The sequence below is a fragment of the Rhodoferax aquaticus genome, from assembly GCF_006974105.1.
Classification (GTDB): Bacteria; Pseudomonadota; Gammaproteobacteria; order Burkholderiales; family Burkholderiaceae_C; genus Allorhodoferax; species Allorhodoferax aquaticus_A.
In genome coordinates, this window is the sequence record NZ_CP036282.1 from 798137 (window position 1) to 820601 (window position 22465).

The following is a 22465-nucleotide window of genomic DNA, read 5'->3' on the forward strand; positions in this document are numbered from 1 at the left end:
TCTTCGAAGGTTTAAAGCTGTGGTGCGTGGGTTTATGCCGCAAGCTCGGCGGGCCACCGGTCCCAGGGAATCTCGGCCAAGCTGTCGGTGTAAGCGTCGGCGTCTACCGTGGTAATGGCGTGGCCGTGGTTATAGCCATAGCTCACCAAGAGCACGGGGCAGCCCGCTGCGCGGGCGGCTTGGGCGTCGTTGCTGCTGTCGCCCACCATCAGGGTGTGGGTGGGCACAGTGCCCAAGGCCTCGCACGCCATCAGCAGTGCCATGGGGTCGGGCTTTTTGCGGGCCACGGCGTCACCGCCAATGGTGATTTCGAAAAAACCATCCAGCCCTTTGATGGCCAGCAAGTCTTTGGCAAAGCCCGTGGGCTTGTTGGTCACGCAGGCCAGGCGCATGCCGCGCGCCCGCATGGCCTCCAAGCCCTGCAGCACGCCGGGGTAGACCTGCGCCAAGCTCCCGTTGATGCGCTGGTAGTGGCGGTAGTAACTCTCCAATGCCTGCGCGGTGAGCGTGCCGTCTGCGCGAGCTGCTTCACTATGGATAGCTGCTTGCGCAGTATCCACGAGCGCCAGCAAGCTTTTTACCAAGTTTTCTGTGCCCTTGCCGACCAGCGGCTCCACGGTGGCACGCTCTACCGCGAAGTCACAGTAGGGGGCTGGCAATTCGGCCAACATGCAGCGCAGCACGGCAACAAAGTCGTCCATGGTGTCTACCAAGGTGCCGTCTAAATCTACCAAGGCGGCTTGCAAATAGCTAGGGGTCAACATAAGGGGGTTGGGTGTGTAGGTGTGGGGTTGAAATGGCTAGCAGTCTAAAGCCTTGCCCTTGCCGCAAGAGCTGCTGCGTCAGAAGAACTGTGCGCAATGCGCTGCAGCGCACCGAGTCGGGAAGCCCCTGTCTGCATAGTGAAGTTTGCCTAGCTTTCATTGACGTTTTCCAAGGGAACTCCCTATGACTTTGACTTCCATCCGAACCTCGCGCTTGGCGCATGCGGCCAGCGGCTTGCTGGCTGCCACGCTTGTGTGTTGCGCGCCCACCGCTTTCGCCCAAAACCAATCCCGAAGCAACGAACCCGTAGGCCACGGCTATGTGGGCTTGACCGGTGGGCCGTCGGACTTTTCACGCATCAGTGGCGGCAACGGCCTGTACTCCCGCGAAGACCGCAACACCGCCTACAGCGTGGCCTTTGGCAACTACTACCTGAGCCCTGACGTGGGCTTGGAGCTGGGCTATACCAACTTCGGCCAGGTGTCGCGCGGGGGTGGCACCACCAAGGCCGAGGGCATTAACTTGAGCCTCATAGGCAAGTTACCGCTCAACCAGTCGTTCAACCTGCTGGGCAAGATAGGCACCACCTACGGCCATACGGACGTGTCCGCGCAACCCTTGTCCGGTGTGACGCAGGGCAGCGAGAGTGGCTTTGACTGGTCCTACGGCATCGGTACGGAGTTGCTCATCAACCCGCAGTGGTCGGCTGTACTGTTGTATGACGAAACGTTGATGAAGTTTGCGGGTGGCAGCTCAGACCGGGTGAGCACGGTCAGGCTCGGTGCACGCATGCGTTTTTAGAGCGCTGCAATGTGGCGCTGCGAACCGACGCCTGCGCCCCGATTGCCTAGCATGACTCTGGTGTGGCCAAAGCCCACACCACTCCCTCCACCCACCAAGAAAGCGACTATGAACAAAGACCAATTCAAGGGTTCCGTGAAAGACCTGACCGGCAAAGCCCAGCAAGCGGCCGGTAAAGCCTTGGACAACAAAGAGATGCAACTCAAGGGCCTGCAAAAGCAAGCCGTAGGCAATGCCGAGAAAGCCATTGGCGATGCCAAGCAAGGCGTGAAAGATGTGGCCGACGCCGTCAAGCACGCAGCCAAAGCACGCTGATACGTCAGCCACTGAAGAGCCCCTAGCCTTTACTGGGCTAGGGGTTTTTACGGATCGGTACTTGGTCGACGAAGACGAGTCGCTTGCCGGGCTGAATCTAAACGCACCCGTGCAGTGATCGCGTGGCACGCCCTAGCGCACCTACGCACTCACAAACGCGAAGCTGATATCTGCGAGTTGAACCACTCTGGCTGAAAGACGCGGGGATCACTGCCGAGCTTCTCGCGCGCATGCTCCAAGCCAATGTTGACCACCTTGTGAAACGATCCCCACTCCAACATGCCCACGCGGGACACATCGGGCGTGAAGCCGAGGTCTAGCTCTTTGCGCATGCGTTTCTCGTGGGATTGGCTCGACATGGCCGCCACGTTAAACACAATGGCCGCAAGACTGGGTAGGCCTTTGTATTTGCGGCGCGAGCGCGGTCTAAAGAAGCGGTCTACAAACAGCTCCACGCTGGACGGCATGGCCTCCAGCGCCAGTGGGCGGTAGCGGTCGCGGCTCATGTCCACACCAATGACCCTTGCAGCACCAGAGGCCCGCATGATGTCCACCGGAAAGTTGTTGAAGGTGCCGCCATCGGTGAGTAAGTCGCCTTGGGATAGCACTGGGGGCAAGGCCGCCGGTATAGAGACGCTGGCGGTAATGGACGTTGCCAAATCTCCCATGCGCAGGGTTTGCGCTTGGGCTTTCGAGTAGTTAGACGCCACGCAGAAGTAGGGCTTCCACAGGTCTTCGATGCCAATGGGGTGTCCCAATGCATTGACCACCGCGTCACGGATGACGTTGGCAAGCCTATTGCCCCGAATGATGGACATGATGGGCAGCCAATTGAAGTCTCCCGTGGGGTTCACTGAGAAAGCTTTGGCCGCCAATTTTGTCGTGTGGGTGGCATCCAAGTCCATGGCGGCATAGGCTGCCATCACCGAGCCAATGCTGGTGCCTCCAGCCATGTCCCACTCAATGCCGTGCTCCTCCAAGGCCTGCATAACCCCTAGCTGCGAAAACCCTCTGGCGCCACCGCCTGCTAGCACCAAACCAGTCGCTTGGCCGGCAACGATGCGGGCCAAACGTCCCCAATCTGCCGCATTGCCATGGCGCACATGGAAGTGCGAAAACCCTTCTACCGGAATGTGAGGTCGCGCTGTTAGCCAGCGCTTGGTGTGGGTCGGCGTTCGTGTATCCGCAGGGTGCAACAGCAAGAGGCTGCGGGTGACAGCCACAGCAGGGCTTTCGCGCGTCAGGTGTTGGGCTTCCACATCGCTGAGCTGGCAGTCGCCCTGGGCGTTGGCTACCAGCAGAATCAAGTCCGCATGGCGCAAGCAAAGCCGGGTCCACGGCGTGTCGTCTTGGTCTGCAACCAAGACTTGCATGGTGTGGCGCAGCTCTTGTTCGTCGAGCCAAGCCAGAAGCTGATGGTATTGGCGGTCTTGTGACAACTCGGTGTCCGCAGCACCGGCGCCCAGCGCTTGGTTGACCGCGTCACGGTTAATGAGGGCAATGGGGTATAGGTCGGCTTGGCTGGTGTACTGCGAGCGCGCCAATTGCTGGGCGATGGAGTCACGCAAAGTGCCGCCCAAAGCTTGAATGTCGAGGTCGGCATGCAGCGGGAGCACACACACATTGACCATGTGGCGTTGCTGCGAACGCTTGCGGTTGCTGCGCGAGAGTCGCTCCATGAGCTTGCGGGCTAAGGGCAGCGCCACGTTGGGCCAGGTTTGCAGTAGCTCGGTAAAGTCTTCGGCTGCCAAGCGCAGCAACACACAGTCGCGCAGCGCCGTAATGGTGGCGCCGCGTGGCGCTTGGCTGATAACCCCCATCTCACCAATGGGCTCGCCCCGCCCAATTTCACCCACCGATTCCATATGCCCTTCTGCATCGCAGATGGACGCGCGCAGTCGACCAGAGAGCACCAGGTAAATGCTGTCGGAAGGGTCGCCTTGCTGCATCAGCACTTCGCCACCGGGGAGGTGAACGGTGGTCATGCGCGGGCGTATGCGGGCAAGGGATTCGGCGTCGATGTCGCCAAACACCTCTTGCAATGTGGATGTCAGCAACTGTTCGTGCAAGGTTGCTGGTTGAATGCTTGTCACTGCTTGTCTCCCTGTCCATCGGTTTTGTGTGAAACGGATTTGGCCTTGGCGCTTAACGGCGCTCTTGTAGGTTTTCGGGGCCACATCATAGCCAATGCCTTGTGGTCCGACGGTGTCGTTTGGGTGAAGCCTCGGGCCAGTGTGGGGATATTGCGACGGCCAGATGCAGTGCCTTGGGGCACCTTGCGTGGAGTGGCTAATGCACGCCCGTCTCCGTAGCGTGTCGCGCTTGGCGCAACACGGTGGCCAGCGGGTGGTGGGTTTGTTGCAGGCCGTGGGCGTAGAGGTCTTGGCTAAAGGCCATAAACCCCTCGGTGATGTCCCAGGCTTTGGCGGCATGGCCAAAGAGGCGCAGGGTCGCAGCGTCTGCAGCGCTGGCAAACGCCTTGCTGGGCGCAAGCGGCAAGGCAAGCCCCGCTTTGCGCCAAGCAGCCAGCGCCACATTCCAACCCGTGGTGCTGAGCAAGCCTACCAAGTAGCCATCTAAAGTCCGTTGGTGTTGGTGCTGGGCGAGTGAGGCTCCGCGTTCGGCCAGTTGATCTGCCCGGTCCCACAGTCGTTGGGCTAGCCCCGCAGTGAGCAGCGATGCACTGTCTCGCACAATCGGCTTGAACAGCACTTTGGCAATACAGCAGTTCAGCCCGTTGTGTCCTATTTGGGCAATGGCGTCTTCCAACCGATCAATGGGCTCGCCCGCCCTGTAGTTTGGGCTGTTAGCCAAGTGCAGCACTTCGGCCATGAGCACTGGGTCGCGGCTGATTTTCTTGGCCACCATAAACACCGGTAGTTCGTGCTCACGCATGAGTGCGACTAACCTCGGTATGAGCTGGGCGGCGCGCGGCAGCAAGGCCTCGGGCAGGCTAGGCTGCCGCAGCAGTGCGTTCAGCGTCGCCAAAAGCGCCTGCTCCTTAGGGCTGAGTGCGGTGTCTACCAAGGCCTGCGTGGCAGTTAACCATGGCAAAAAAACCGCTGCATCCTGGGGTGGAGCACCACTCTTGGTCGCGGTAGCCGCCGCAGGCGGTGCGTCATGGCCAGCGGCAACGCCTGAGGGCGCGCGTGCCTTGGTTGGTACGTTTTCTTGCCCGCGGCTAAAGAGCCGGCTGAACCATCCCATAGGTGCTGCGTTTTTTTATTTGTTTTATGCAGCCAATGCGACGCGCATGGCGTCAATCACACCCTTGTAGTCGGGCTTGCCAAAAATGGCGCTACCCGCCACAAAGGTGTCAGCTCCGGCGTCGGCCACGCGGCGGATGTTGTCGGTCTTGATGCCGCCGTCCACCTCCAAGCGGATGTCTTTGCCGCTGGCATCAATACGGCGGCGCACGTCTTCAATCTTGCGCAGGGCCGAGTCAATAAAGCTCTGGCCGCCAAAGCCGGGGTTCACGCTCATGATGAGCACGAGGTCAATGTCCTCAATCACCCAGTCCAGCACATCCAGCGGCTCTGCGGGGTTGAACACCAAGCCCGCCTTCACGCCCTTGGACTTGATGGCTTGGATGCTGCGGTGCACATGGCCCGATGCGTCTGGGTGGAAGCTGATGTAGTCCGCACCCGCTTCGGCAAAGCTGGCCGCCAGTGCGTCTACGGGGGAGATCATCAAGTGCACATCAATTGGCACAGCCACGCCCGCAGCGGTTTTGGCGTGGGGCTTCAAGGCGCTGCAAATCATGGGCCCAAAGGTCAGGTTGGGCACATAGTGGTTGTCCATCACGTCAAAGTGAATCCAGTCGGAGCCAGCGGCGATCACGTTTTTGACCTCTTCACCCAAGCGGGCGAAGTCGGCAGACAGGATGGAGGGGGCAATGCGAAAGGTCATGGGGGCGTGATGCGCAGGGGCATTCCAGTTAGGTTGGCAATGCCCGCATTTTCGCAGGTAGCATTGGGCTATGTCCAAGTACCAATTTTTGGTGGAAGTGCAACCCCAGTACCTTCCCGATCAATCTTCTCCGCATGACGGCATGTATGTGTTTGCCTACACCATCACCATTACCAATGTGGGGGAGGTCACGGCACAGCTGATCTCTCGCACCTGGAATGTGAATGACTCCAACGGCCTGACCGAAAAGGTCAAAGGCCTGGGCGTGGTGGGCCAGCAGCCCTTGCTTAAGCCCGGCCAAGCCTTTGAATACACCAGCGGCACCCGCCTGCGCACCCCCACGGGCACCATGCACGGCAGCTTTTTCTGTGTGGCCGAAGACGGCGAAAAGTTTGACGCCGACATCCCCATGTTTGTATTGGATGCCCTCAGCGATGTGGACTCCGACGGCCCCGGCGGCAAGCGCACCCTGCACTAAGCCCTGCCATGGGTGAGTTTGAGCTGATTGCCCAGTTTTTCACGCGCCCCCAGCACCCCTTAGGGCCGGGGGTGGAGTTGGGCATAGGCGACGACTGCGCGCTCTTGGCCCCCACGCCAGGCATGCGCTTGGCGATATCAAGCGACATGCTGGTGCAGGGCCGCCACTTCTTTGCAGACGTAGACCCCCGCAGCTTGGGCCACAAAGCCTTGGCCGTGAACCTCAGCGACTTGGCCGCTTGCGGCGCGCGCCCCCTAGCGTTTACCTTGGCGCTGGCCCTGCCACAGGCCGATGCAGCGTGGTTAAAGGCGTTTGCCGAAGGCATGTTTGCCTTGGCCGACCAACACGGCTGCGCCCTCATTGGCGGTGACACCACCCAAGGCCCTTTGAATATTTGCATCACCGTGTTTGGCGAAGTGCCGCCCGGCCAAGCCTTGTTGCGCAGCGGCGCTCAGGTGGGTGACGATGTGTATGTAAGCGGCACGGTGGGCGACGCCCATGTGGCCCTGCAAGTGCTACTGGGCCATGTGACGCTAGACGACGCCACCTTTGCCAAAGCGCGCCAGCGCCTAGAGCAACCCACCCCGCGCGTGGCCTTGGGCCAAGCCCTGCGGGGCATTGCCACGGCAGCGGCCGATGTGAGCGACGGCTTGGTGGGCGACTTGGGCCATATCTTGAAGCAGTCTGGCGTAGGCGCCACGCTGCGCGCGCAGGATGCTATGCAATTGCTAGCTGCTTGCGCAGTATCCACGGGCGCAACAGGCCAATTTGCCTCTAAAAATGCCTCGTTCATCAGCCCCGAACTGCATTTGCAAAGCGTGCTGGCCGGAGGAGACGACTACGAGCTGGTGTTCACCGCCTCGCCCGCCAACTGTGCTGCGGTGCAGGCTGCAGCGTTGGCCAGCGGCACGCCCGTGCATTGCATAGGCCAAATCGAGGCAGCGCCAGGTTTGCGCGTGGTGGACAGCGCTGGCCAGCCGGTGGCGCAAGGCGTCAAAGCCTTCGACCACTTTGCGCCCCACAAAGGCTAAGTCCTGGTGCTGCCCGGCAGCCAAAACCTTCTAAACGAAAGTGTTGACCTTGGTGCCCACGCTGCCTTGGGTGGCCAAGGGCGGTTGGGGCAGGGCTTGGATCAGCCCCAAAGCGGCCACGGCTTGGGTGTCTAGCGCTTTTTTGAGCACCATGATGTTCACCTGGTCGGCCGTGTCGCTCTGTGCTGCTGCGGTGGCGGCTTGTACGGCGGGGGTGTTGGCAATATTCATATGAAAACTCCCTGAAAACTTGCGCGGTGGCCTACTATCGGCACAGTGGCTGCAAACTTAAGGAGCAGCCCCTACAATCCCGCCAATTTCATGAACAGGAGCCGCTTTGAAACACACCAGCCCCAGCGTTCAACTTCACATCTCTTCCCAGTTTGATTCCGGCGCCATTGAGGTGCTCAGCCTGACGGACCACCGCAACATCCAGCTCAACATCCGCAAAGACAATGCCGCTGAGTTTGCCCAGTGGTTCCACTTTGCGCTGCACGGTGCGGCAGGCTTGCCCATCATCATGAAGTTTATGAACGCGGGTGCTTGTGCCTACCCCAAAGGCTGGGAGGGCTACCGCGTAGTAGCCAGCCAAGACCGCCAGCACTGGTTCCGTATCGACACCCAGTTTGACGGCAAGGTCATGACCGCGCGCATGACCCCCGACAGCCAATGCGTCTACTTTGCCTACTTTGAGCCCTATTCCCATGAGCAGCATTTGGACTTGCTCAGCTCTGCCGCCTTGTCACCCTTGGTGAGCATGGAGCGCTTGGGCAGCACGGTAGAAGGGCGCGACATGACCCTGCTGCGCATCACCGACAGCCACAGTGCCACCCCCATGGCGCAAAAGAAAAAAGTGTGGGTCATTGCACGCCAGCACCCTGGCGAAACCATGGCCGAGTGGTTTACCGAAGGCTTTTTAGAGCGACTGGTTGACCAAGACGACTCGGTAAGCCGCGAGCTGCTTAACAAATGCGTGTTTTACGTGGTGCCCAATATGAACCCCGACGGCGCGGTGCGTGGCAACCTGCGCACCAATGCAGTGGGCGCCAACCTCAACCGCGAATGGGCGGAACCCACGGCAGAGCGCTCGCCCGAAGTCTTGGTGGTGCGCCAAAAAATGAAGGCCACCGGCGTAGACCTGTGCCTAGACGTGCATGGCGACGAAGGCCTGCCCTACAACTTTGTAGTGGGCTCAGAAGGCAACCCCGGCTACACCCCGCATGTGGCGGATCTGGAAAATGCTTTCAAGTCCAGCTGGATGGCCTCGTGCCCCGACTTTCAAGACGAATTCAACTACGGCCGCAAGGGCCCGGGCGAGGGCAACCCCACCCTGGCCACCAACTGGATTGCCCAGCACTTCAACTGTTTGGCGTTCACCATCGAGATGCCGTTTAAAGACAACGCCAAATTGCCAGACTTGGCGGCGGGTTGGAGTGGCGAACGCTCGCGCAAGCTGGGCGCCAGCGTGTTGCAGCCGCTCATGGCCGTTCTCTGAGTTCCCGCCGGCACCCGCAATGGATAGAGGGTGTCCCAACCATTTTCAGCGAAGGACCTGATATGCGTTCACTTCTCGGGTTGATTGGCGTACTTGTCACACTGGCACTGGTGGGCTTGCTCTTCAAGCAGCAGTTAACTGCCAACCGCGTGCCGCAACCACTGTTGTCAACGCCCACTGCGACCATCACGGTAGACCCCAAGGCCACAGCAGCCCAGCAAAGCCAGCAGATTCAAAACCAAGTCAAGCAACAGGTGGAGGTGCTAACCCAGCCCAAGCCAATGCCCGACGAGGTGAAGTAGAAGCCTTGGCCCAACCCTTGGGTTGGTGTGAGGTTTGCTATATTTTGTGTAGCTGCTTGCGCTTGTTGGATGGGCGCTACAGGCTGGTTTAACGTTGCTTAGGGTGGGCGGACTTTTGCGCAGCGTCGCTCGAATGCCGGGTCAAGCTAACGCGGTGAACTTCTATCCACGAACAGCCGCTTCGATTTCGGCAATGTCGATCTTCTTTTGCTTCTTCATCGCCGCAATCGCCTTGGCAGACACATTCTTCTCGGCCCTCAAAGTCAATTCTGTCAGCCGCCTCGGGAAAACCTGCCACGACACCCCGTAGCGATCCTTGAGCCAGCCGCAGTGGCTTTCCTCGCCACCGTTCGTGGTTAGCGCTGCCCAAAGCCGATCGGTCTCTGCCTGATCGTCCGTCTCAACCGAAATCGACACTGCTTCGGTTAGGGTGAACATCGGTCCGGCATCGAGAATCTGGTACGGCACCCCGCCCAGTGTGAAGTCGATGAGCCATGAAGCGCCATCTTCTCCGCCGATCTCGTATGTCGCCTCGATCTGGCTTCCTGGAGTCAGAGCGCAGTAAAACTCTGCGGCCTCACGACCGCGACCGTCACGGAACCAGAGGCAGGTACGTATGACCCTAGACATCGTTTTTCCCCTTGTGAGGATAGATTGATTCAGCAGTTTTGCGGCTTAACGTTGGCGCTGTCCGGCACGCAGCAAGCGCTGCGAAGTGGCAACCTGCTGCTGTGTGTCCGCGACGAGCAACTCGTTAGGCCATTTCTCGCCATTCAGTTTGGGACGCTTCATAGGTGGTTTCGGTGGATCGGTTTGCTATTCCAAGAGTGCTGACAGAAGGCGACCGGAACAAAGCTCGCAGTCTATGGAGGGTGTCGCGCCTGTCTTGCCTTGGACAATCTCAACGCAAATCCCGCCGATCTGAAACTTGGATGTGCCTTCGGATCCAACGGAGGGAGCCGTGTCAAACAGGGCCACGTAGCGTTCGGTAGTTTTCTTAACACTAGACACGGCAACCTGAAGCACGCGAACCGACTCTGGCGCCTTCGGGCGCGTCTCGGGCAATCGTGTGTGCCCAGCAGTGTGGTCTTGTAGGAAGAATGGCAGATCAAGATGCGGGCTGATTGCCAGCGACCACTCGATTCGGACGCCGTCCGGCCGAAGGCGGCTCATGCGCACTGGGTTCGCGAGCACAAGGCCGCGCGAGGCAGCGCTTGAAACGAAGCTTTCGAGATCGTCAACCGTATACGCGTATGTTATGGGTCCGCCGCGCAACGTTAGCGCATCGAGGAAGACCGCTTCGTACAGGGGGCGACTTGACAGCACGGAGCGCCAGAAAGGCGTGTGCGAGAGAAGACGCAGCGAAGGTCGAAGCCATGCCCGGGAGAAGTCGATCAGTTCCACGTAGCTGGAGTTATCGAGCGCAGCTAGTAGATTGTGAGTGAGACCAGCTTCGTGCCTGCCGCCATCCTCGACGACCAAACCTGCCGCCCTCAGTGCTTGTGCATTGTGGTTTACGTTTCCGGCAACAACAATGTGATCGAAGCGCAGACTAGTCATGATGGGCAGGCCTAACGTCGAAGTCAAGCCGCAACGCGCTTGGGCGTTGCCGGGCTTGGACGATCCGTTAAGTTGTTCGCTGGCTGAAGCCTGCGAACCAACCGAACCTCCAGCTTGCACCCCAGGGCATCCGCATACTTGGTCAGCGTCGCCAGAGAAGGAGAATGCTTGCCACTACCCGACTCCATGCGTGCAACTGCAGACTGCGTAGTGCCGATCTTTTCTGCCACCTGCGCCTGGGTCAGGCCTTGCGCAGCCCGCGCCTTCAAGAACTCATCCAAAAGAGAAAACTCGTCGGCCAGTTGTTCGTATTCCGCCTTTACCTCAGCATTAGCCAGTGCCTTAGTACGAAGTTGTTTATGCGTCAACATTTTTCCACTCCTTCATTCGCTTACGCGCAAGTGCCAATTCTTTGGGAGGTGTCTTATCGGTCTTCTTCACACATTGATGGAGCATGACGATCTTGCGATCCACCAAGGTGCAATAAAACACCCGTCCAATACCCTCACGGGATTTCAAACGCAACTCGAAGAGCCCCATGCTCATTGCCCGCGTGTGAGGCATTCCTAAATCAGGACCAAACTCCACCATGCGGTCGGTGCAATGAAAGTATCTGGCCAAAATTCCCGGCGGTAACGCCAGCACATCAGCCTGCAACTTCTCATCGTGATATTTGATCTCCCATTTCCCGCTGAAAATATAGCATGTTTGAGATATTTCAGGGGTACCGAGCTGGACCAGCTTGCGTGAGATTTAACGTTGGCGCTCCGCTTGAGCGAGGGGTTAGGCGTCGTTGACGGCGGCATCTTCGATGGACTTCAGTGTTCTTCCATCACTGCTGATCCAGCTCTGTGGGCCACTGCGGGAGGTTCCCGCAACCATGACTGCCGCGTAGCTTGATGAACTCAGCAGGAAGTCTTCCTGCAGAACCAGATGGTCGTCTTGAGCGACCAAGCGCCCATCCGCGACAAGCTGCTCCTTGACCTTTACCACCCTCTGTGCAGCGCTGTCTGTGTTGAACTTGGATACTTGCGACCCCTTCTTCAAGACAAAGCCTTCATCGGTAAGCGTGCCGTGCGCCAGGAGGTTGTTGACCTTGAAGGTCAGATCAATGGCAGATGACTTCCTCGCAAGTTCTTGCGGTGTAGAGCCAGAAGGCTGGGCAACCGGAATAGTTGCTTTCAGTAGTGGCTCTAGGATGGGGTATCCGAGCGTGCCGAGGACCATTCGAATGTTCTCAGTGAACTCCGCCATCGCATCGCGGTCTGCGCGCGGTAGGCTTGACTCGGGAGGCGTGTTGCCATTCTCGAGTTCGTATCGGTCAGCGCGACGCGTCAGTCCGACAAGAGTAGCTTCAAGAAACTTGACATGTGCCTTCGTGAGGTTTTCGTCCTTGCTCGTGAAGATGACCACTTCATTCCAGAACTCCTTCAACCGGTCATGCGTCGTCAGGCGCTCCGTCACGTTCTCGGATTCACCGATATAGGCCAACGGCTTCGAGTCACCCAGGCGAGCCTCGAAGAGAAGGTAGACGCCGGGCTTTGATGCCTCTGGCCAAGAAGTGAGTTCAGTGAGGCGGCTTCTTGGGCAGGCAACGGCTTGACCGGTCCAGTTGACTAGTTCCGCGTATCGGATACCGGAGACTGTTGAATCAGCCAGGAAGACGCGAATTGATTTGCCGATGGGCATGATTGTTTCCTACGACGCTTAACGATTAGCGTTTATCTGCCGGGAGGCAAAGCAGGAAGAAACCACGATTGCCCCTTTCGGAAGATAAACCACGTTGGACTGAACCGCTTGAGGTAGCGGCGAACTACAGGGGATTGTAAGTTTGGAGCGAGGGGTTTACGGCTGCGGTGGGGCGCTTTGCCCGCAAGCGGTGGCGTATTGCTCTGTTTGCGTGGCAACGCGCTGGGGTGGCCAATTGCGATCTCGTACCTAAAGCCAGCCTTTCATGCCGTTGCGCGACACCTTCTGCGCTAAATAAAGCTTTAGCGCCCGTCCTATAAGCGTGAGTAGCTTCTCTTTTTGTAGCAAGCAGGCTCTCGGGCAACACCGGTGCTTCAGCTGCCCGCGTTGGTTGCCTTGGGCCAGCTGCGCAGCGGGTTAAAGCCTGTGATGAGCGCGCTGGCCAACAAGATTAAGCTGCCTCCTACCAACACTCCGCCGCCCAGTTCTTCGCCTAAAAAGAGGTGGCCCCACAGCACGCCAAACACCGGCACCATGAAGATGGGGCTCATGGCGGCCACGGGGGTCACGTGGCGCAAGATGCGCAAATGCGCCCAGTACGCCAGGCCCGAGGTGGCCACGCCCATGACCATTACGGCCAGCAGCGCGGGCAGGCTGAAATGCGCCTGTGGCAGGCTGTAGACGGCGCCAGGTATCAGCATGGGCAGCGCCAAAACATGCAAGCCTGCTGCAATTTGCAGGGGCTGCATGTGGCCCACGGCTTGTTTGGTGATGGGGGCAGAAAACCCATAGCAAGCCGAAGCCACCACGCAGGCCAGCACCGCCAGCGCCACCTGCGGTGTCAGTTGCACCGGCCCCAGACTGACGATAAAGGCCACGCCTGCAAAGCCGCACACACAGCCCAGCACCTTGCGCGTGGTGATGGTGTCTTCGCCCATGCGGGCCGAGGCAAACATGCCAAAGATGACGGCGGTGGAGTTCAGCAGCGCGCTGTAGCCTGCGGGTATTTGCAAGCCCGCCCACGCAAACAAGACAAAGGGCAGGGTGACCGACAGCGCGCCAATGGTGGCCAGCGTGCGCCAGTGTTGCCAGTTCCAGGGTTGGCGCATCACGCGCATCAAAACGGCCAGGGTGACCGTAGCCAGGCTCACACGCAACAGCGCCAACACATTGGGGCCGAACACAGGGCTTGCGATGCGGATGAACAGAAAAGACGCGCCCCACAGGGCCGACAACGCAACCAGCTGCGCAAAGTATTTGGTTTTCATGGGTGCAGGCATTGTGCGCTGCTTAGGGTGGCGTGGGGGGGAGTTGCGTCAGCGTTTGCAACACCAGTGCTTGTAGGGACTCCAGCACCGGGTTGGGCGCACGCACCGCGCGTTGCACCCACGCAAGGTGGGACTCCAGCCCTTGCAGTGCAAACGGCAGTGCCACCAAGACACCGCTGCGCAGCAAGCTGGCGGCAGGGCTCACGATGCCCACGTACACCGCATCGCTTTCGCACGCAATGTGCAGCAGATCGCGCACGTCTTCACAGCCCAAGGTGATCAGGCTGTCTGGGTGGGCCAAGGCCCCAAAGCGCTCTACGGCTTGGCGCGCCACGCTGGCACTCACGCCGGTGCTGGCCAGCGGGTAGGGGCGCAAGTCTGCCAGCGTGACCTCTGGCAAGGCGCACAGCGGGTGGCTAGGGCGGCACAGCACGCCGGTGGGCAGCTCGCAGAGTTTTTGCACAACCAAGTCGCCGCTGGCGTGGGGTACGGAGCGCAAGTCCACCACCACCGCGTCAAGTTGCCGGGCCCGCAGGGCGTGCAAGTGGTGCTCCGCACTGCCGCTGGCGAGCCGAATGCGCATGCCACCGCGGTAGTGGGCCGCAAAGCGCAGCAATGTTTGCGAGAGCAGCGCGGCAGGGGTTGGCCCCAAGCCCAGGCGCACTTGGCCTGCGTCCCCACTCACATGGTGCTGCACCACTTGTGCCAGCTCATCGGTCTGCGCCACCACTTGGCGGGCGTGTTCCAGCACCGTGCGCCCTATGGGGGTGAGGGTGTTGCTATGCCCCACACGTTCTATGAGTGCCACCCCCAGTTTTGCTTCCAGCTCGGCAATGCTGCGGCTGAACGCGGCTTGGGAGCGCCGTGTGGCATCTGCGCCGCGCGTGAATGAGCCGCTTTCGGCCAAGGCAATGAAGTGGCGCAGCTGCGCGATGGTGGCGGACATTGATCGAGAAAAGCGATGAAGTGTGCGCAAATTATGCATTGGACAAGGGTTTTCACGCGGCATACCATGGCCGGTTCAACAGAAGATGGATGTGCTTGCACGCAGGGCGCGCTGCCCCCATCACATAACGAGGAGAACAAGGTGGTCAAGAAAATTCTGTGGGCGCTACTGGCCCTGTTGCTGGCCTTGGTGGCCGCGGTTGGCATTAATACCGTGCGCAAGGGCTCGCGCCAGCTGCAGGTACCGGCACTGGCACCGGTGCCGGTGGACGAAAAAGCCGTGGCCGAGCGCCTGGCCGAGGCGGTGCGCTTCAAAACTGTGTCGTCCCGCGAAGACGCCAAGGCCAATGCGGACCAGTTTTTGGCATTCCATGCCTTGCTACAGGCCAAATTTCCCAAAGCCCATGCGGTGCTCAAACGCGAAGTGGTGGGCGACCTGAGCCTGCTCTACACCTGGGAGGGCGCAGACCCCAAGGCCAAACCCATTTTGCTGCTGGCCCACCAAGACGTGGTGCCGGTGGCCCCCGGCACCGAGGGGGATTGGCAAGAGCCGCCCTACTCGGGTGCCATCAAAGACGGATTTGTGTGGGGCCGTGGCGCGTGGGACGACAAGGGCAACCTGATGAGCCAGCTGGAAGCTGTCGAAATGCTGGTGGCCAGTGGCTATAAGCCGCCCCGCACCGTGTACTTGGCGTTTGGCGCTGATGAAGAGGTGGGCGGGGTGCGTGGCGCAGCCAAGGTGGCGGCGCTCTTGAAGCAACGCGGTGTGCAGCTGGACTTTGTAATTGACGAAGGCCTCTTGGTGCTGGACGGTGTGGTGCCCGGTGTGCGCCAGCCCACGGCCCTGGTGGGCGTGGCGGAGAAAGGCTATTTGTCTGTGGTTTTGAAAATCTCGGGCACGCCCGGGCATTCGTCCATGCCGCCGCCTAAAGGGACCAGCGCCATTGCCATGTTGTCGGCCTCTTTGAAGCGGCTGGATGACGAGCAGCTGCCAGCGGGCTTGCAAGGCGTGGCCTTTGAAATGTTTGACACGCTGGCCCCCGAGATGAGCGGCTTTTCTCGGGTGGCGCTGTCTAACCTGTGGCTCTTTGGCCCGGTGGTGCAAAAGCAGTTGGAGGGTGCCGGCAGCACCAATGCCATGCTGCGCACCACCACCGCGCTCACCATTGTGAATGCGGGCAACAAAGACAATGTGCTGCCCGGCCGGGCCGAGGGCACGGTGAACTTTCGCATACTGCCCGGGGACACACCTGAGAACGTGATGAACCACATGCGCTCCAAGGTCATGGCGCCTGAAGGCCAGTATGAGTTGTATGCGTTAGAAGACGCCAAGCCTGCCAGCCTGTACAAGGTGGCCCCCACCGCGTCACGCCAGTACACCATGTTGAACCAAACCATCCGTGAGGTGTTTCCCGACGCGGTGGTGGCGCCAGGGCTGATGGTGGCGGGCACCGACTCCATCCACTTTGGCGGCATCAGTGACCACATTTTCAAGTTCTCGCCCATTCGCGCCAACAGTGAGGATCTCACGCGTTTTCACGGCACCAACGAGCGCTTGAGCGTTAAGAACTACGCCGACGCGATCCGCTTCTACCACCGGCTCATTCCCCAGGTGCTGGAGGCCAAGTAAGCGCCTGGTGCGTAGGCCACACTCGCGTGGCATTTGTGGCTTTTGCTATGGATTAAGTAGCTATATGCGCTTGTTCCATGCGCGCAACAGCCGTTTTTCACATTGAAGTTGCCTCAAAACTCACCGCATGCGGCGTGAGCACCTCATGGCAATGGCTGCACAGCACCTGCGGCGCAAAGGCGTGGCCGCAGGTCTTGCGCCGGGGCATGATTGAGCTGGCCTGCCCCAGGTGCGCACCGGCCCAGTGCGACACACACACGATGTAGCCAAACAGGTCGTGGCTGGCGGGGGTGAGGCGGTAAAAGGTGCGTCTGGCGTCCGCCACATCGGGCGCAGCGTGCAAGAGGCCCGACTGCACCATGCCTTGCAGGCGGCGCGCCAACACGCTGCTGGCAATGCCCAAGACTGCGCTCAGTTGGTCGTAGTAGTGGCAGCCCAGCACCACCGCCGCAATGATGAGCAGCGTCCAGCGGTCTACGCGCAGGCCTAGGCCCATGGCTTGGGTCTCTTTGTCTTGCAAGCGGGTGGCCCGCGCCGGGCTGGCCGCTTGCGACTGGGCCAGCAGCACCGCGTTAGGCGCCAACGTGAAGTCCAAATCGGCCATGCCGGTGGCCTCGCCGCAGTGGCCGCAGGCCAGGGTGGGGGTGAAGTTGTGGCCGCAGCGGGTGTGGGTGAGGGCGGTGGGCAGCGCCACCTCACGCGTGCCCCAGCGGCGCTCCCACTCCCAGACCATGAGCACTTGCGGGTAGAGCTGCAGGCCTGCGCGCGTGAGGTGGTAGCCCATGCGCTCAGGGCGTTGCTGGTAAGGGCGCTGGCGCAAGAGGCCCATGGCACTCAGGCTTTTGAGGCGCGCGCTGAGCGTGGAGCGGGGGATGCCTAAACGCAGGTGCCAGTCTTCAAACTTGTGCATGCCGATAAAGGCCCCCAAGAGCACGCCCACGGTCCAGCGGTCACCCAGCGCCCCCAAGCCGTGGGCCAAGGTGCTGCTGGCTAGCGCGTCGCGGGTTAAGGGCAGGTCAGGCTGCGGCTTGGGTGTCATCAGGGTGAAGTGCTATGCCCCGGGCTAGCGCAGGCGTTCAATCACCATGGCGGCGGCCACGCCTGTGGCGCCACACACGGCCACCACACCCCGGCGCAGGTCGCGCCGCTCAAGCTCGTCCAGCAGGGTGCCCAAGAGCGCGCTGCCGGTGGAGCCCATGGCATGGCCCAAGGCGATGGCGCCGCCGTTCACATTGAGCTGGGCGTGGGAGATGCCCAGGTGCTTCATGTAATGCAGCATGAGCGCGGCAAACGATTCATTGACTTCAAACAGGTCGATGTCGGCCACGCTGAGTTGCGCTCTGCTTAAGGCCATGCGGGTTGCGTTCACCGCGCCCGTCAAGGCCAAGGTGTGGTCTACGCTGGTGATGGCGTTGGCCACAATGCGAGCGCGCACTTTGAGCCGGTGGCGGGCCACGGCTTGCAAGCTGCCCAGCAGCACCAGCGAAGCGCCGTCTGCGGTGGCGGGGGCGTTGCCCGCGTGGTGCACATGGTCCACCTGCGCTAAGCCATAGGCGCTGCACATCAGGGCGTCCCAGCCTTGCTCGGCACCCATGGCTGCAAACGCGGCGGGCATGCGGGCCAAAGATGCTGCGGTGGTGGACTCGCGCGGCGTCTCGTCCACACTGAGTACGGGGGCTGCATCGGGCCCCGGCACTTCGGGCTGCACCGGCACAACTGAACTCAGCCAGCCTTGCGCACGCGCCGCAAGAGCACGCTGCTGGGAGGCCAGAGCGTAGTCGTCGCAGGCCTCACGGCTAAAGCCTTCCAGCGTGGCCACGGTGTCAGCGGCAATGCCTATGGGTACCACCCGCGCGCGCTGTTGCAGGCGCAGGTCGCCCACCAAGGGCCCTTGGTCAGCACCCAGGGGCACGCGCGACATCATTTCTACCCCGCCTGCCACGGCAAAACCTTCGTGGGCCAGCACCTGCTGCGCGCCTAGTTGCACGGCACTCAGGCCCGAGGTGCAAAAACGGTTGAGGGTGAGGGCGGGCACGGTGTCGCTCCAGCCTGCAAGCACGGCGGCCAGCTTGCCGATGTTGCTGCCTTGCTCGCCGGTTTGGTTCACGCAGCCTATGAAGGTGTCTTGGATGCGCGCGCTGTCGATGGGTGTGCGCGCCAGCAAGGCTTGCATGTGCTGGGCCAAGAGGGCTGCGGGCGTGATCTGCGCCAACGCGCCTTTGGCATTGCCCCGCCCGCGCGGGGTGCGGATGGCGTCAATGATCAGGGGAAAGTGGTTCATGGCTGCGGTGCATTACAGGGCTGCATCAAAGGGCTGCGGATTCCACCACAAAGCTCACTACGGTGGCGCATGAGCCGCCGATGTTGAGCGTTTGTAGGCGCTGGGCGCCTTCAATTTGGCAGTCGCCCGCCGTGCCACTCACCTGGCGTGCGGCGTCCCACAGCATGCGCGCCCCCGTGGCGCCTACAGGGTGGCCGCAGCCAATCAAGCCGCCGCTGCGGTTGATGGGGCAGCTGCCACCGGCCTCAATGGCGCCGCTGTCAATGGCTTGCCAGCTTTGCCCCGGCGGTGTGAGGCCCAGGTGGTCTATGGCCATGTACTCGGTGGTGGTGAAGCAGTCGTGGGTTTCTACGCCATCCATGGCGGCGATGCCGCCCACGCCCGCGCGCGCCCACGCGTCTTCAATGGTTTGGCGCACATGCGGAAACACATAGGGCGCGCCCGCACTGCGTTCTAGCTTGTCTTTGAGGCGCAGGCCCGCATTGCGGTGGCCCCAGCCCGCAATGCGGGGCAGCTGCTGCATGCGCAGATGGCGCGCCCGGGCGTGCGCCTGCGCATAGGCGGTGCTGGCCAATACCACGGCACAGGCACCGTCGGTAATTTGGCCGCAGTCTTGGCGACGGGTGCCGGGCTCAATCACGGGGTTGGCGGTGTCGTCGTCGGTAAAGGCCAAGGGCTTGAAGCTCCAGCCACGGGTTTGGGCCAAGGGGTTGTGTTTGGCGTGGGCGTAGTTGATCTCGGCAATGCGGTTGAGATAGCGCCGGTCTAGCCCGTAGCGGCGCTCGTACTCTTGGGCCACCAAGCCAAAGGCTGCGGGCCACATAAAGGTGCAGTCAATGTCTTCATGGCCTTGCCAGGAGGCGGCGTTTTGGTTTTGCGAGGCCACGTCGCCGGGCAGGTTTTTGAATTCTTCAACGCCGAGCACCAGCACGCAGTCGTAGCGGCCCGCTTCGATCTCGGCCATGGCGCTCAGAATAGCCAGCGACGACGAGGCGCACGCCCCCTCATGCCGCATGGCGGGCACGCCCCACAGGCTGGGCACCACCTGCGCCACCATGGCCCCCAAGTGCCCTTGCCTGCGCTGGGCTTCGCCAAAGGCATTGCCCACATGGATGCTGCCAATCGCGCTGGCCTCTAGCTGGCAGTGCTGGAGCACGCCGGAGGTGGCTTCTGCCACCATGTCAGACAGGTCTTTGCCTTCGCGCGACCAGACGCGTGCAAAGTCGGTTTGGTAGCCCCCCAGAATGTGCACGCCCGTGCTCATGCCGCAGGCCCGCGCGCCAAGCGCTCTTGCGAGATCCAGCAGCCATGAAAGCCCACGGGCACGCGGGTCGGCAGGGCCACTTGGGCGACCGGGCCACGGTTGATGTCGCGGGCGTCAAAAATGTCCAGGGTTTGGCGCTGCAGTGCGGTGTTCCACTGAAACGCGATTACATAGCCGTGGTCTTCGCTTTGGGGTTGGTCAGCCTGCGCAAACCACGGCTCGGAGTACCAGCTGTGGTCGGGGTCGTCCGCCCAGTTGCCCAGTGTTGCGCCGCTATGCAAGTCCATTTTGCGAATGCCTGCCCATTGCAAGGTGTTGACCTCGGAGTGGTTCACAAAATAGCCGTAGCGGGTTTTGCGCCCGGTGAGGTGCGCGTTGAAGCTGGGGAATTCCACGTTGTGCGCGGTGTCCAAGGCGCGCTCTTCGCAGGCGCCGGTAACCAAGTTCATGCGCCAGCTCCACAGCCGCGCGTGCATCACCAACTCGGCCACATCGCGCGCGGTGCGCTGCGGGTCGATCTGGCCTTGCGCATCGAGTGCTGGCATATAGCGGCAGCCCACCATCTCGACCCAGTCGCCGTCTTCCCACGCATTGACCACATGGTAGACATAGCAGGGGCTGAAGTTGAACCAGCGAATGCTGTCGCGCGCCCCTAGGCGTGGGATCACGCCAAAACGTGCTGGCATGTCGGGGTAAAAACGGATTTTGTGGCGGCCCAAGGCCAGGGCCTCGGCGTCATGGAACAAGGGCAGGTCGTGCAGCACGGTGTAGTGCTCGGTAATGGCCATGTCGTGCGGCAAGCGCGGGCCGGGCAGGTCAATAGGGATGTGGTGCTTGAGCTTGCCATCGGCACCCAGCACGCCGTAGTGCATATAGGGGGCTTCCAGGCCGTAGTCGAAAAACATGAGTTCTTCGGTGATTTCGTCTACCTTGGCGTGGGCTGACACCTTGCCGCCTGTGGCTAGGATGCCCTGGGACTTGCCCAGCGTTTGTAGGCTCACGGGGTCTAGCTCGTAGGCGTCGCCCGCCATGTACCACAGGGCTAGGGCCTTGCCTGCGTGGCCCACCATGTCGGTGTTGGCCGTGTCTTTGAGGCGCTTGTCGCTGCGGCCTTTGAGCGTTTCGCGAATGCCGTAATGCGTGCTGGTTTGCGCCAAGTTTTCTTCTTGCCAGCCGTCGGTCTGCACCCAGCGGTTGCGGTAGGTCAGGCGCCCTTGCGCAAAGTGCGCGGCATGCACCATGCCATCGCCATCAAAAGGGTGGTAGCGGCCGTGGGGCTCAAAGCGGGCGTTGGGGCCAGCGCGCAAGTACACGCCATTCAGGTCCTTCGGAATGCTGCCGTGCAGCAGCGGCAGGTCATGCAGTTCACGCTCATGGCCCACGGGGGCATAAACCCCACTCAGATGGGGGCCATGGTCTTCCCCAAAGGGGGTGAGCAAGTCAGCGGCAAGCGGTGCGTTCATGGGAGAGCCCTCAGTCAAAAGGATGGTGAAAGCCATATAGCTTTCTTAACTGAACTTAGCTTAGGGCAAGCGGGCGCGCTCGACAAGAGGGGTCTTACGGGTTTAAGGGCGACAATGTCACCATGGTTCCACTTTCCCCTTTTGAAGCCGCACCCCAGGGTGTGCATGTGTTTGAAACGCTCACGCCCGACGCGGTGATGGACGCGCTGGCCAGCGTGGGCCTGTATGGCGATGGCCGCCAGCAGGCCTTGAGTTCGTACGAAAACCGGGTGTACCAGCTGCACTTGGAAGACGGCCAAGCCGTGGTGGCCAAGTTTTACCGCCCCGAGCGCTGGAGCGAGGCGCAAATCTTAGAAGAGCATGCCTTTGCCGCTGAGCTGATGGCGGCCGAAATTCCAGTGGTAGGCCCCATGGTGCTGGGTGGCAGCACGCTGCACCGCTTTGGCAACTTTATGTTCAGCGTGAGCCCGCGCCGTGGCGGCCGCGCGCCTGAGCTAGACGATGGCGATGTGCTGGAGTGGGTGGGCCGCTTTTTGGCGCGCATCCACAGCGTGGGCGAACGTGCCCCGTTTGCCCAGCGGCCTGCGCTGAATGTGCAGACCTTTGCCATCGAGCCGCGCGAATGGCTCTTGAGCCACGACATGGTGCCGCTGGATGTGCAATCGCAATGGGAGAAAGCCTCGGAAGCCGCTATTGAAATAATAGCTGGCCACGCATGCTTGACGGGCGCAAGTGACCAAAATGGCTCCGATAGCATGGGTGCAGATCCTATACGCCTCTTGCGCCTGCACGGGGACTGCCACCCCGGCAATATTTTGTGGACGCCTTTGGACGTGCCTGCCGCCAGCGGCCCTGGCCCGCATTTTGTGGACCTGGACGACGCCCGCATGGGGCCAGCCGTGCAGGACCTGTGGATGCTGACCAGCGGCGACCGCCAGCAACGCACCCGCCAACTGGGCGCTCTGGTGGACGGCTATGAACAGTTCCGCGAATTTGACCGGCGTGAGCTGCCACTGATTGAGCCTTTGCGCACGCTGCGCTTGATTCATTACAGTGCCTGGCTGGCGCGCCGCTGGCATGACCCAACCTTTCCCATCAACTTTCCGTGGTTTGGGTCTAGCGACTACTGGCAGGGGCAGGTGCAGATGCTGGAGGAGCAAATGGAGGCTATGCAAGAGCTGCCCTTGGTGGTGTGAGCCGCTAAGCGGCCAGAGCGCAAGGGCTTGGCCTCAAAGCGCACGGGGATTTCAGGGCGGTAACATAGGCGCT

The 22465-nt window shown here is 61.1% G+C and carries 24 protein-coding genes; 8 read left to right on the forward strand and 16 right to left on the reverse strand.

Annotated features, from left to right (window positions below):
• Window positions 1–32: 32 nt before the first annotated feature.
• Complete coding sequence (gph, locus tag EXZ61_RS03760) at window positions 33–764, reverse strand: phosphoglycolate phosphatase (protein WP_142809165.1); 732 nt, start codon at window positions 762–764, stop codon at window positions 33–35.
• Between the two features lie 184 nt (window positions 765–948).
• On the opposite strand from gph, the gene EXZ61_RS03765 reads away from it, so the two are divergent.
• Window positions 949–1566, forward strand: a complete 618-nt coding sequence (locus EXZ61_RS03765; protein ID WP_142809168.1) for an outer membrane beta-barrel protein — start codon at window positions 949–951, stop codon at window positions 1564–1566.
• Between the two features lie 108 nt (window positions 1567–1674).
• Window positions 1675–1881 carry a CsbD family protein gene (locus EXZ61_RS03770; protein ID WP_142809169.1) on the forward strand — a complete coding sequence of 69 codons (207 nt, stop codon included), beginning with the start codon at window positions 1675–1677 and terminating at the stop codon, window positions 1879–1881.
• A gap of 149 nt (window positions 1882–2030) precedes the next feature.
• On the opposite strand, the gene EXZ61_RS03775 is transcribed toward EXZ61_RS03770, so the two are convergent.
• The 3 genes from EXZ61_RS03775 to rpe form a co-directional block, all read right to left on the reverse strand.
• Window positions 2031–3974, reverse strand: a complete 1944-nt coding sequence (locus EXZ61_RS03775) for a patatin-like phospholipase family protein (protein WP_168224694.1) — start codon at window positions 3972–3974, stop codon at window positions 2031–2033.
• Between the two features lie 196 nt (window positions 3975–4170).
• Window positions 4171–5088 carry an HDOD domain-containing protein gene (locus EXZ61_RS03780; RefSeq protein WP_142809173.1) on the reverse strand — a complete coding sequence of 306 codons (918 nt, stop codon included), beginning with the start codon at window positions 5086–5088 and terminating at the stop codon, window positions 4171–4173.
• 24 nt (window positions 5089–5112) lie between these two features.
• Window positions 5113–5790 (reverse strand): ribulose-phosphate 3-epimerase, encoded by a 678-nt coding sequence (rpe, locus tag EXZ61_RS03785; RefSeq protein ID WP_142809176.1) that lies wholly within the window; start codon window positions 5788–5790, stop codon window positions 5113–5115.
• A 70-nt stretch (window positions 5791–5860) separates the two neighbouring features.
• Between rpe and apaG the strand changes: the two genes are divergently transcribed.
• Together apaG and thiL are read left to right on the forward strand one after the other, a co-directional pair.
• A complete protein-coding gene (gene apaG, locus EXZ61_RS03790) occupies window positions 5861–6268 on the forward strand; it encodes a Co2+/Mg2+ efflux protein ApaG (RefSeq protein WP_142809178.1) in 408 nt (135 codons plus the stop codon).
• A gap of 8 nt (window positions 6269–6276) precedes the next feature.
• Window positions 6277–7299 carry a thiamine-phosphate kinase gene (thiL, locus tag EXZ61_RS03795; protein ID WP_142809180.1) on the forward strand — a complete coding sequence of 341 codons (1023 nt, stop codon included), beginning with the start codon at window positions 6277–6279 and terminating at the stop codon, window positions 7297–7299.
• A 30-nt stretch (window positions 7300–7329) separates the two neighbouring features.
• On the opposite strand, the gene EXZ61_RS03800 is transcribed toward thiL, so the two are convergent.
• A complete protein-coding gene (locus EXZ61_RS03800) occupies window positions 7330–7530 on the reverse strand; it encodes a YjfB family protein (protein WP_142809182.1) in 201 nt (66 codons plus the stop codon).
• A 106-nt stretch (window positions 7531–7636) separates the two neighbouring features.
• Between EXZ61_RS03800 and EXZ61_RS03805 the strand changes: the two genes are divergently transcribed.
• The gene (locus EXZ61_RS03805) at window positions 7637–8794 is read left to right on the forward strand and encodes a M14 family metallopeptidase (protein WP_142809184.1); all 1158 of its coding nucleotides are present in this window, start codon (window positions 7637–7639) and stop codon (window positions 8792–8794) included.
• Between the two features lie 62 nt (window positions 8795–8856).
• Entirely contained in the window at window positions 8857–9096 is a 240-nt protein-coding gene (locus EXZ61_RS03810; RefSeq protein WP_142809186.1) for a hypothetical protein, read from the forward strand.
• A 162-nt stretch (window positions 9097–9258) separates the two neighbouring features.
• Here the strand turns inward: EXZ61_RS03810 and EXZ61_RS03815 are convergent, their stop codons facing one another.
• From EXZ61_RS03815 to EXZ61_RS03845, 7 genes are all read right to left on the reverse strand, one after another.
• Entirely contained in the window at window positions 9259–9726 is a 468-nt protein-coding gene (locus EXZ61_RS03815) for a VOC family protein (RefSeq protein ID WP_142809188.1), read from the reverse strand.
• 186 nt (window positions 9727–9912) lie between these two features.
• Complete coding sequence (locus EXZ61_RS03820) at window positions 9913–10656, reverse strand: VOC family protein (protein WP_142809190.1); 744 nt, start codon at window positions 10654–10656, stop codon at window positions 9913–9915.
• A gap of 23 nt (window positions 10657–10679) precedes the next feature.
• Complete coding sequence (locus EXZ61_RS03825) at window positions 10680–11027, reverse strand: helix-turn-helix domain-containing protein (protein ID WP_142809192.1); 348 nt, start codon at window positions 11025–11027, stop codon at window positions 10680–10682.
• Window positions 11014–11301: a type II toxin-antitoxin system RelE/ParE family toxin gene (locus EXZ61_RS03830; protein ID WP_342590567.1), complete on the reverse strand. Its 288-nt coding sequence runs from the start codon at window positions 11299–11301 to the stop codon at window positions 11014–11016. The genes EXZ61_RS03825 and EXZ61_RS03830 overlap by 14 nt, the downstream gene beginning before the upstream one ends.
• A gap of 138 nt (window positions 11302–11439) precedes the next feature.
• A complete protein-coding gene (locus tag EXZ61_RS03835; RefSeq protein WP_142809196.1) occupies window positions 11440–12345 on the reverse strand; it encodes a GIY-YIG nuclease family protein in 906 nt (301 codons plus the stop codon).
• 374 nt (window positions 12346–12719) lie between these two features.
• Window positions 12720–13613: a DMT family transporter gene (locus tag EXZ61_RS03840; RefSeq protein WP_142809198.1), complete on the reverse strand. Its 894-nt coding sequence runs from the start codon at window positions 13611–13613 to the stop codon at window positions 12720–12722.
• A gap of 22 nt (window positions 13614–13635) precedes the next feature.
• Window positions 13636–14559 (reverse strand): LysR family transcriptional regulator, encoded by a 924-nt coding sequence (locus EXZ61_RS03845; protein ID WP_168224695.1) that lies wholly within the window; start codon window positions 14557–14559, stop codon window positions 13636–13638.
• Between the two features lie 141 nt (window positions 14560–14700).
• Here EXZ61_RS03845 and EXZ61_RS03850 point away from each other — a divergent pair, with 141 nt between their 5' ends.
• Window positions 14701–16188, forward strand: a complete 1488-nt coding sequence (locus EXZ61_RS03850) for a M20 family peptidase (RefSeq protein WP_237219079.1) — start codon at window positions 14701–14703, stop codon at window positions 16186–16188.
• 97 nt (window positions 16189–16285) lie between these two features.
• Here the strand turns inward: EXZ61_RS03850 and EXZ61_RS03855 are convergent, their stop codons facing one another.
• From EXZ61_RS03855 to EXZ61_RS03870, 4 genes are read right to left on the reverse strand one after another with little or no spacing between them, the layout of a single operon-like run.
• Window positions 16286–17227, reverse strand: a complete 942-nt coding sequence (locus EXZ61_RS03855) for a winged helix-turn-helix transcriptional regulator (protein ID WP_142809205.1) — start codon at window positions 17225–17227, stop codon at window positions 16286–16288.
• Window positions 17228–17251: 24 nt separating this feature from the next.
• The gene (locus EXZ61_RS03860; RefSeq protein ID WP_142809207.1) at window positions 17252–18469 is read right to left on the reverse strand and encodes an acetyl-CoA C-acyltransferase; all 1218 of its coding nucleotides are present in this window, start codon (window positions 18467–18469) and stop codon (window positions 17252–17254) included.
• A 25-nt stretch (window positions 18470–18494) separates the two neighbouring features.
• Window positions 18495–19733, reverse strand: a complete 1239-nt coding sequence (locus tag EXZ61_RS03865) for an acetyl-CoA acetyltransferase (RefSeq protein ID WP_142809209.1) — start codon at window positions 19731–19733, stop codon at window positions 18495–18497.
• Window positions 19730–21232, reverse strand: coding sequence for a carotenoid oxygenase family protein (locus tag EXZ61_RS03870; RefSeq protein WP_201799109.1), 1503 nt, complete (start codon window positions 21230–21232; stop codon window positions 19730–19732). Before EXZ61_RS03870 ends, EXZ61_RS03865 begins: the two co-directional genes overlap by 4 nt.
• An 86-nt stretch (window positions 21233–21318) precedes the next feature.
• On the opposite strand from EXZ61_RS03870, the gene EXZ61_RS03875 reads away from it, so the two are divergent.
• A complete protein-coding gene (locus EXZ61_RS03875) occupies window positions 21319–22392 on the forward strand; it encodes a serine/threonine protein kinase (protein WP_142809211.1) in 1074 nt (357 codons plus the stop codon).
• Window positions 22393–22465 lie beyond the last annotated feature (73 nt).

Bases quoted from the DNA above. Each gene is read 5' to 3' on its own strand.
- EXZ61_RS03765 (WP_142809168.1), top strand. From the start codon at position 949: ATGACTTTGACTTCCATCCGAACCTCGCGCTTGGCGCATGCGGCCAGC.
- EXZ61_RS03815 (WP_142809188.1), bottom strand. From the start codon at position 9,726: ATGTCTAGGGTCATACGTACCTGCCTCTGGTTCCGTGACGGTCGCGGT.
- gph (WP_142809165.1), bottom strand. From the start codon at position 764: ATGTTGACCCCTAGCTATTTGCAAGCCGCCTTGGTAGATTTAGACGGC.
- EXZ61_RS03810 (WP_142809186.1), top strand. From the start codon at position 8,857: ATGCGTTCACTTCTCGGGTTGATTGGCGTACTTGTCACACTGGCACTG.
- EXZ61_RS03865 (WP_142809209.1), bottom strand. From the start codon at position 19,733: ATGAGCACGGGCGTGCACATTCTGGGGGGCTACCAAACCGACTTTGCA.
- thiL (WP_142809180.1), top strand. From the start codon at position 6,277: ATGGGTGAGTTTGAGCTGATTGCCCAGTTTTTCACGCGCCCCCAGCAC.
- EXZ61_RS03870 (WP_201799109.1), bottom strand. From the start codon at position 21,232: ATGGCTTTCACCATCCTTTTGACTGAGGGCTCTCCCATGAACGCACCG.
- EXZ61_RS03825 (WP_142809192.1), bottom strand. From the start codon at position 11,027: ATGTTGACGCATAAACAACTTCGTACTAAGGCACTGGCTAATGCTGAG.
- apaG (WP_142809178.1), top strand. From the start codon at position 5,861: ATGTCCAAGTACCAATTTTTGGTGGAAGTGCAACCCCAGTACCTTCCC.
- EXZ61_RS03770 (WP_142809169.1), top strand. From the start codon at position 1,675: ATGAACAAAGACCAATTCAAGGGTTCCGTGAAAGACCTGACCGGCAAA.
- rpe (WP_142809176.1), bottom strand. From the start codon at position 5,790: ATGACCTTTCGCATTGCCCCCTCCATCCTGTCTGCCGACTTCGCCCGC.
- EXZ61_RS03860 (WP_142809207.1), bottom strand. From the start codon at position 18,469: ATGAACCACTTTCCCCTGATCATTGACGCCATCCGCACCCCGCGCGGG.
- EXZ61_RS03875 (WP_142809211.1), top strand. From the start codon at position 21,319: ATGGTTCCACTTTCCCCTTTTGAAGCCGCACCCCAGGGTGTGCATGTG.
- EXZ61_RS03820 (WP_142809190.1), bottom strand. From the start codon at position 10,656: ATGACTAGTCTGCGCTTCGATCACATTGTTGTTGCCGGAAACGTAAAC.
- EXZ61_RS03840 (WP_142809198.1), bottom strand. From the start codon at position 13,613: ATGAAAACCAAATACTTTGCGCAGCTGGTTGCGTTGTCGGCCCTGTGG.
- EXZ61_RS03835 (WP_142809196.1), bottom strand. From the start codon at position 12,345: ATGCCCATCGGCAAATCAATTCGCGTCTTCCTGGCTGATTCAACAGTC.
- EXZ61_RS03780 (WP_142809173.1), bottom strand. From the start codon at position 5,088: ATGGGATGGTTCAGCCGGCTCTTTAGCCGCGGGCAAGAAAACGTACCA.
- EXZ61_RS03800 (WP_142809182.1), bottom strand. From the start codon at position 7,530: ATGAATATTGCCAACACCCCCGCCGTACAAGCCGCCACCGCAGCAGCA.
- EXZ61_RS03845 (WP_168224695.1), bottom strand. From the start codon at position 14,559: ATGTCCGCCACCATCGCGCAGCTGCGCCACTTCATTGCCTTGGCCGAA.
- EXZ61_RS03855 (WP_142809205.1), bottom strand. From the start codon at position 17,227: ATGACACCCAAGCCGCAGCCTGACCTGCCCTTAACCCGCGACGCGCTA.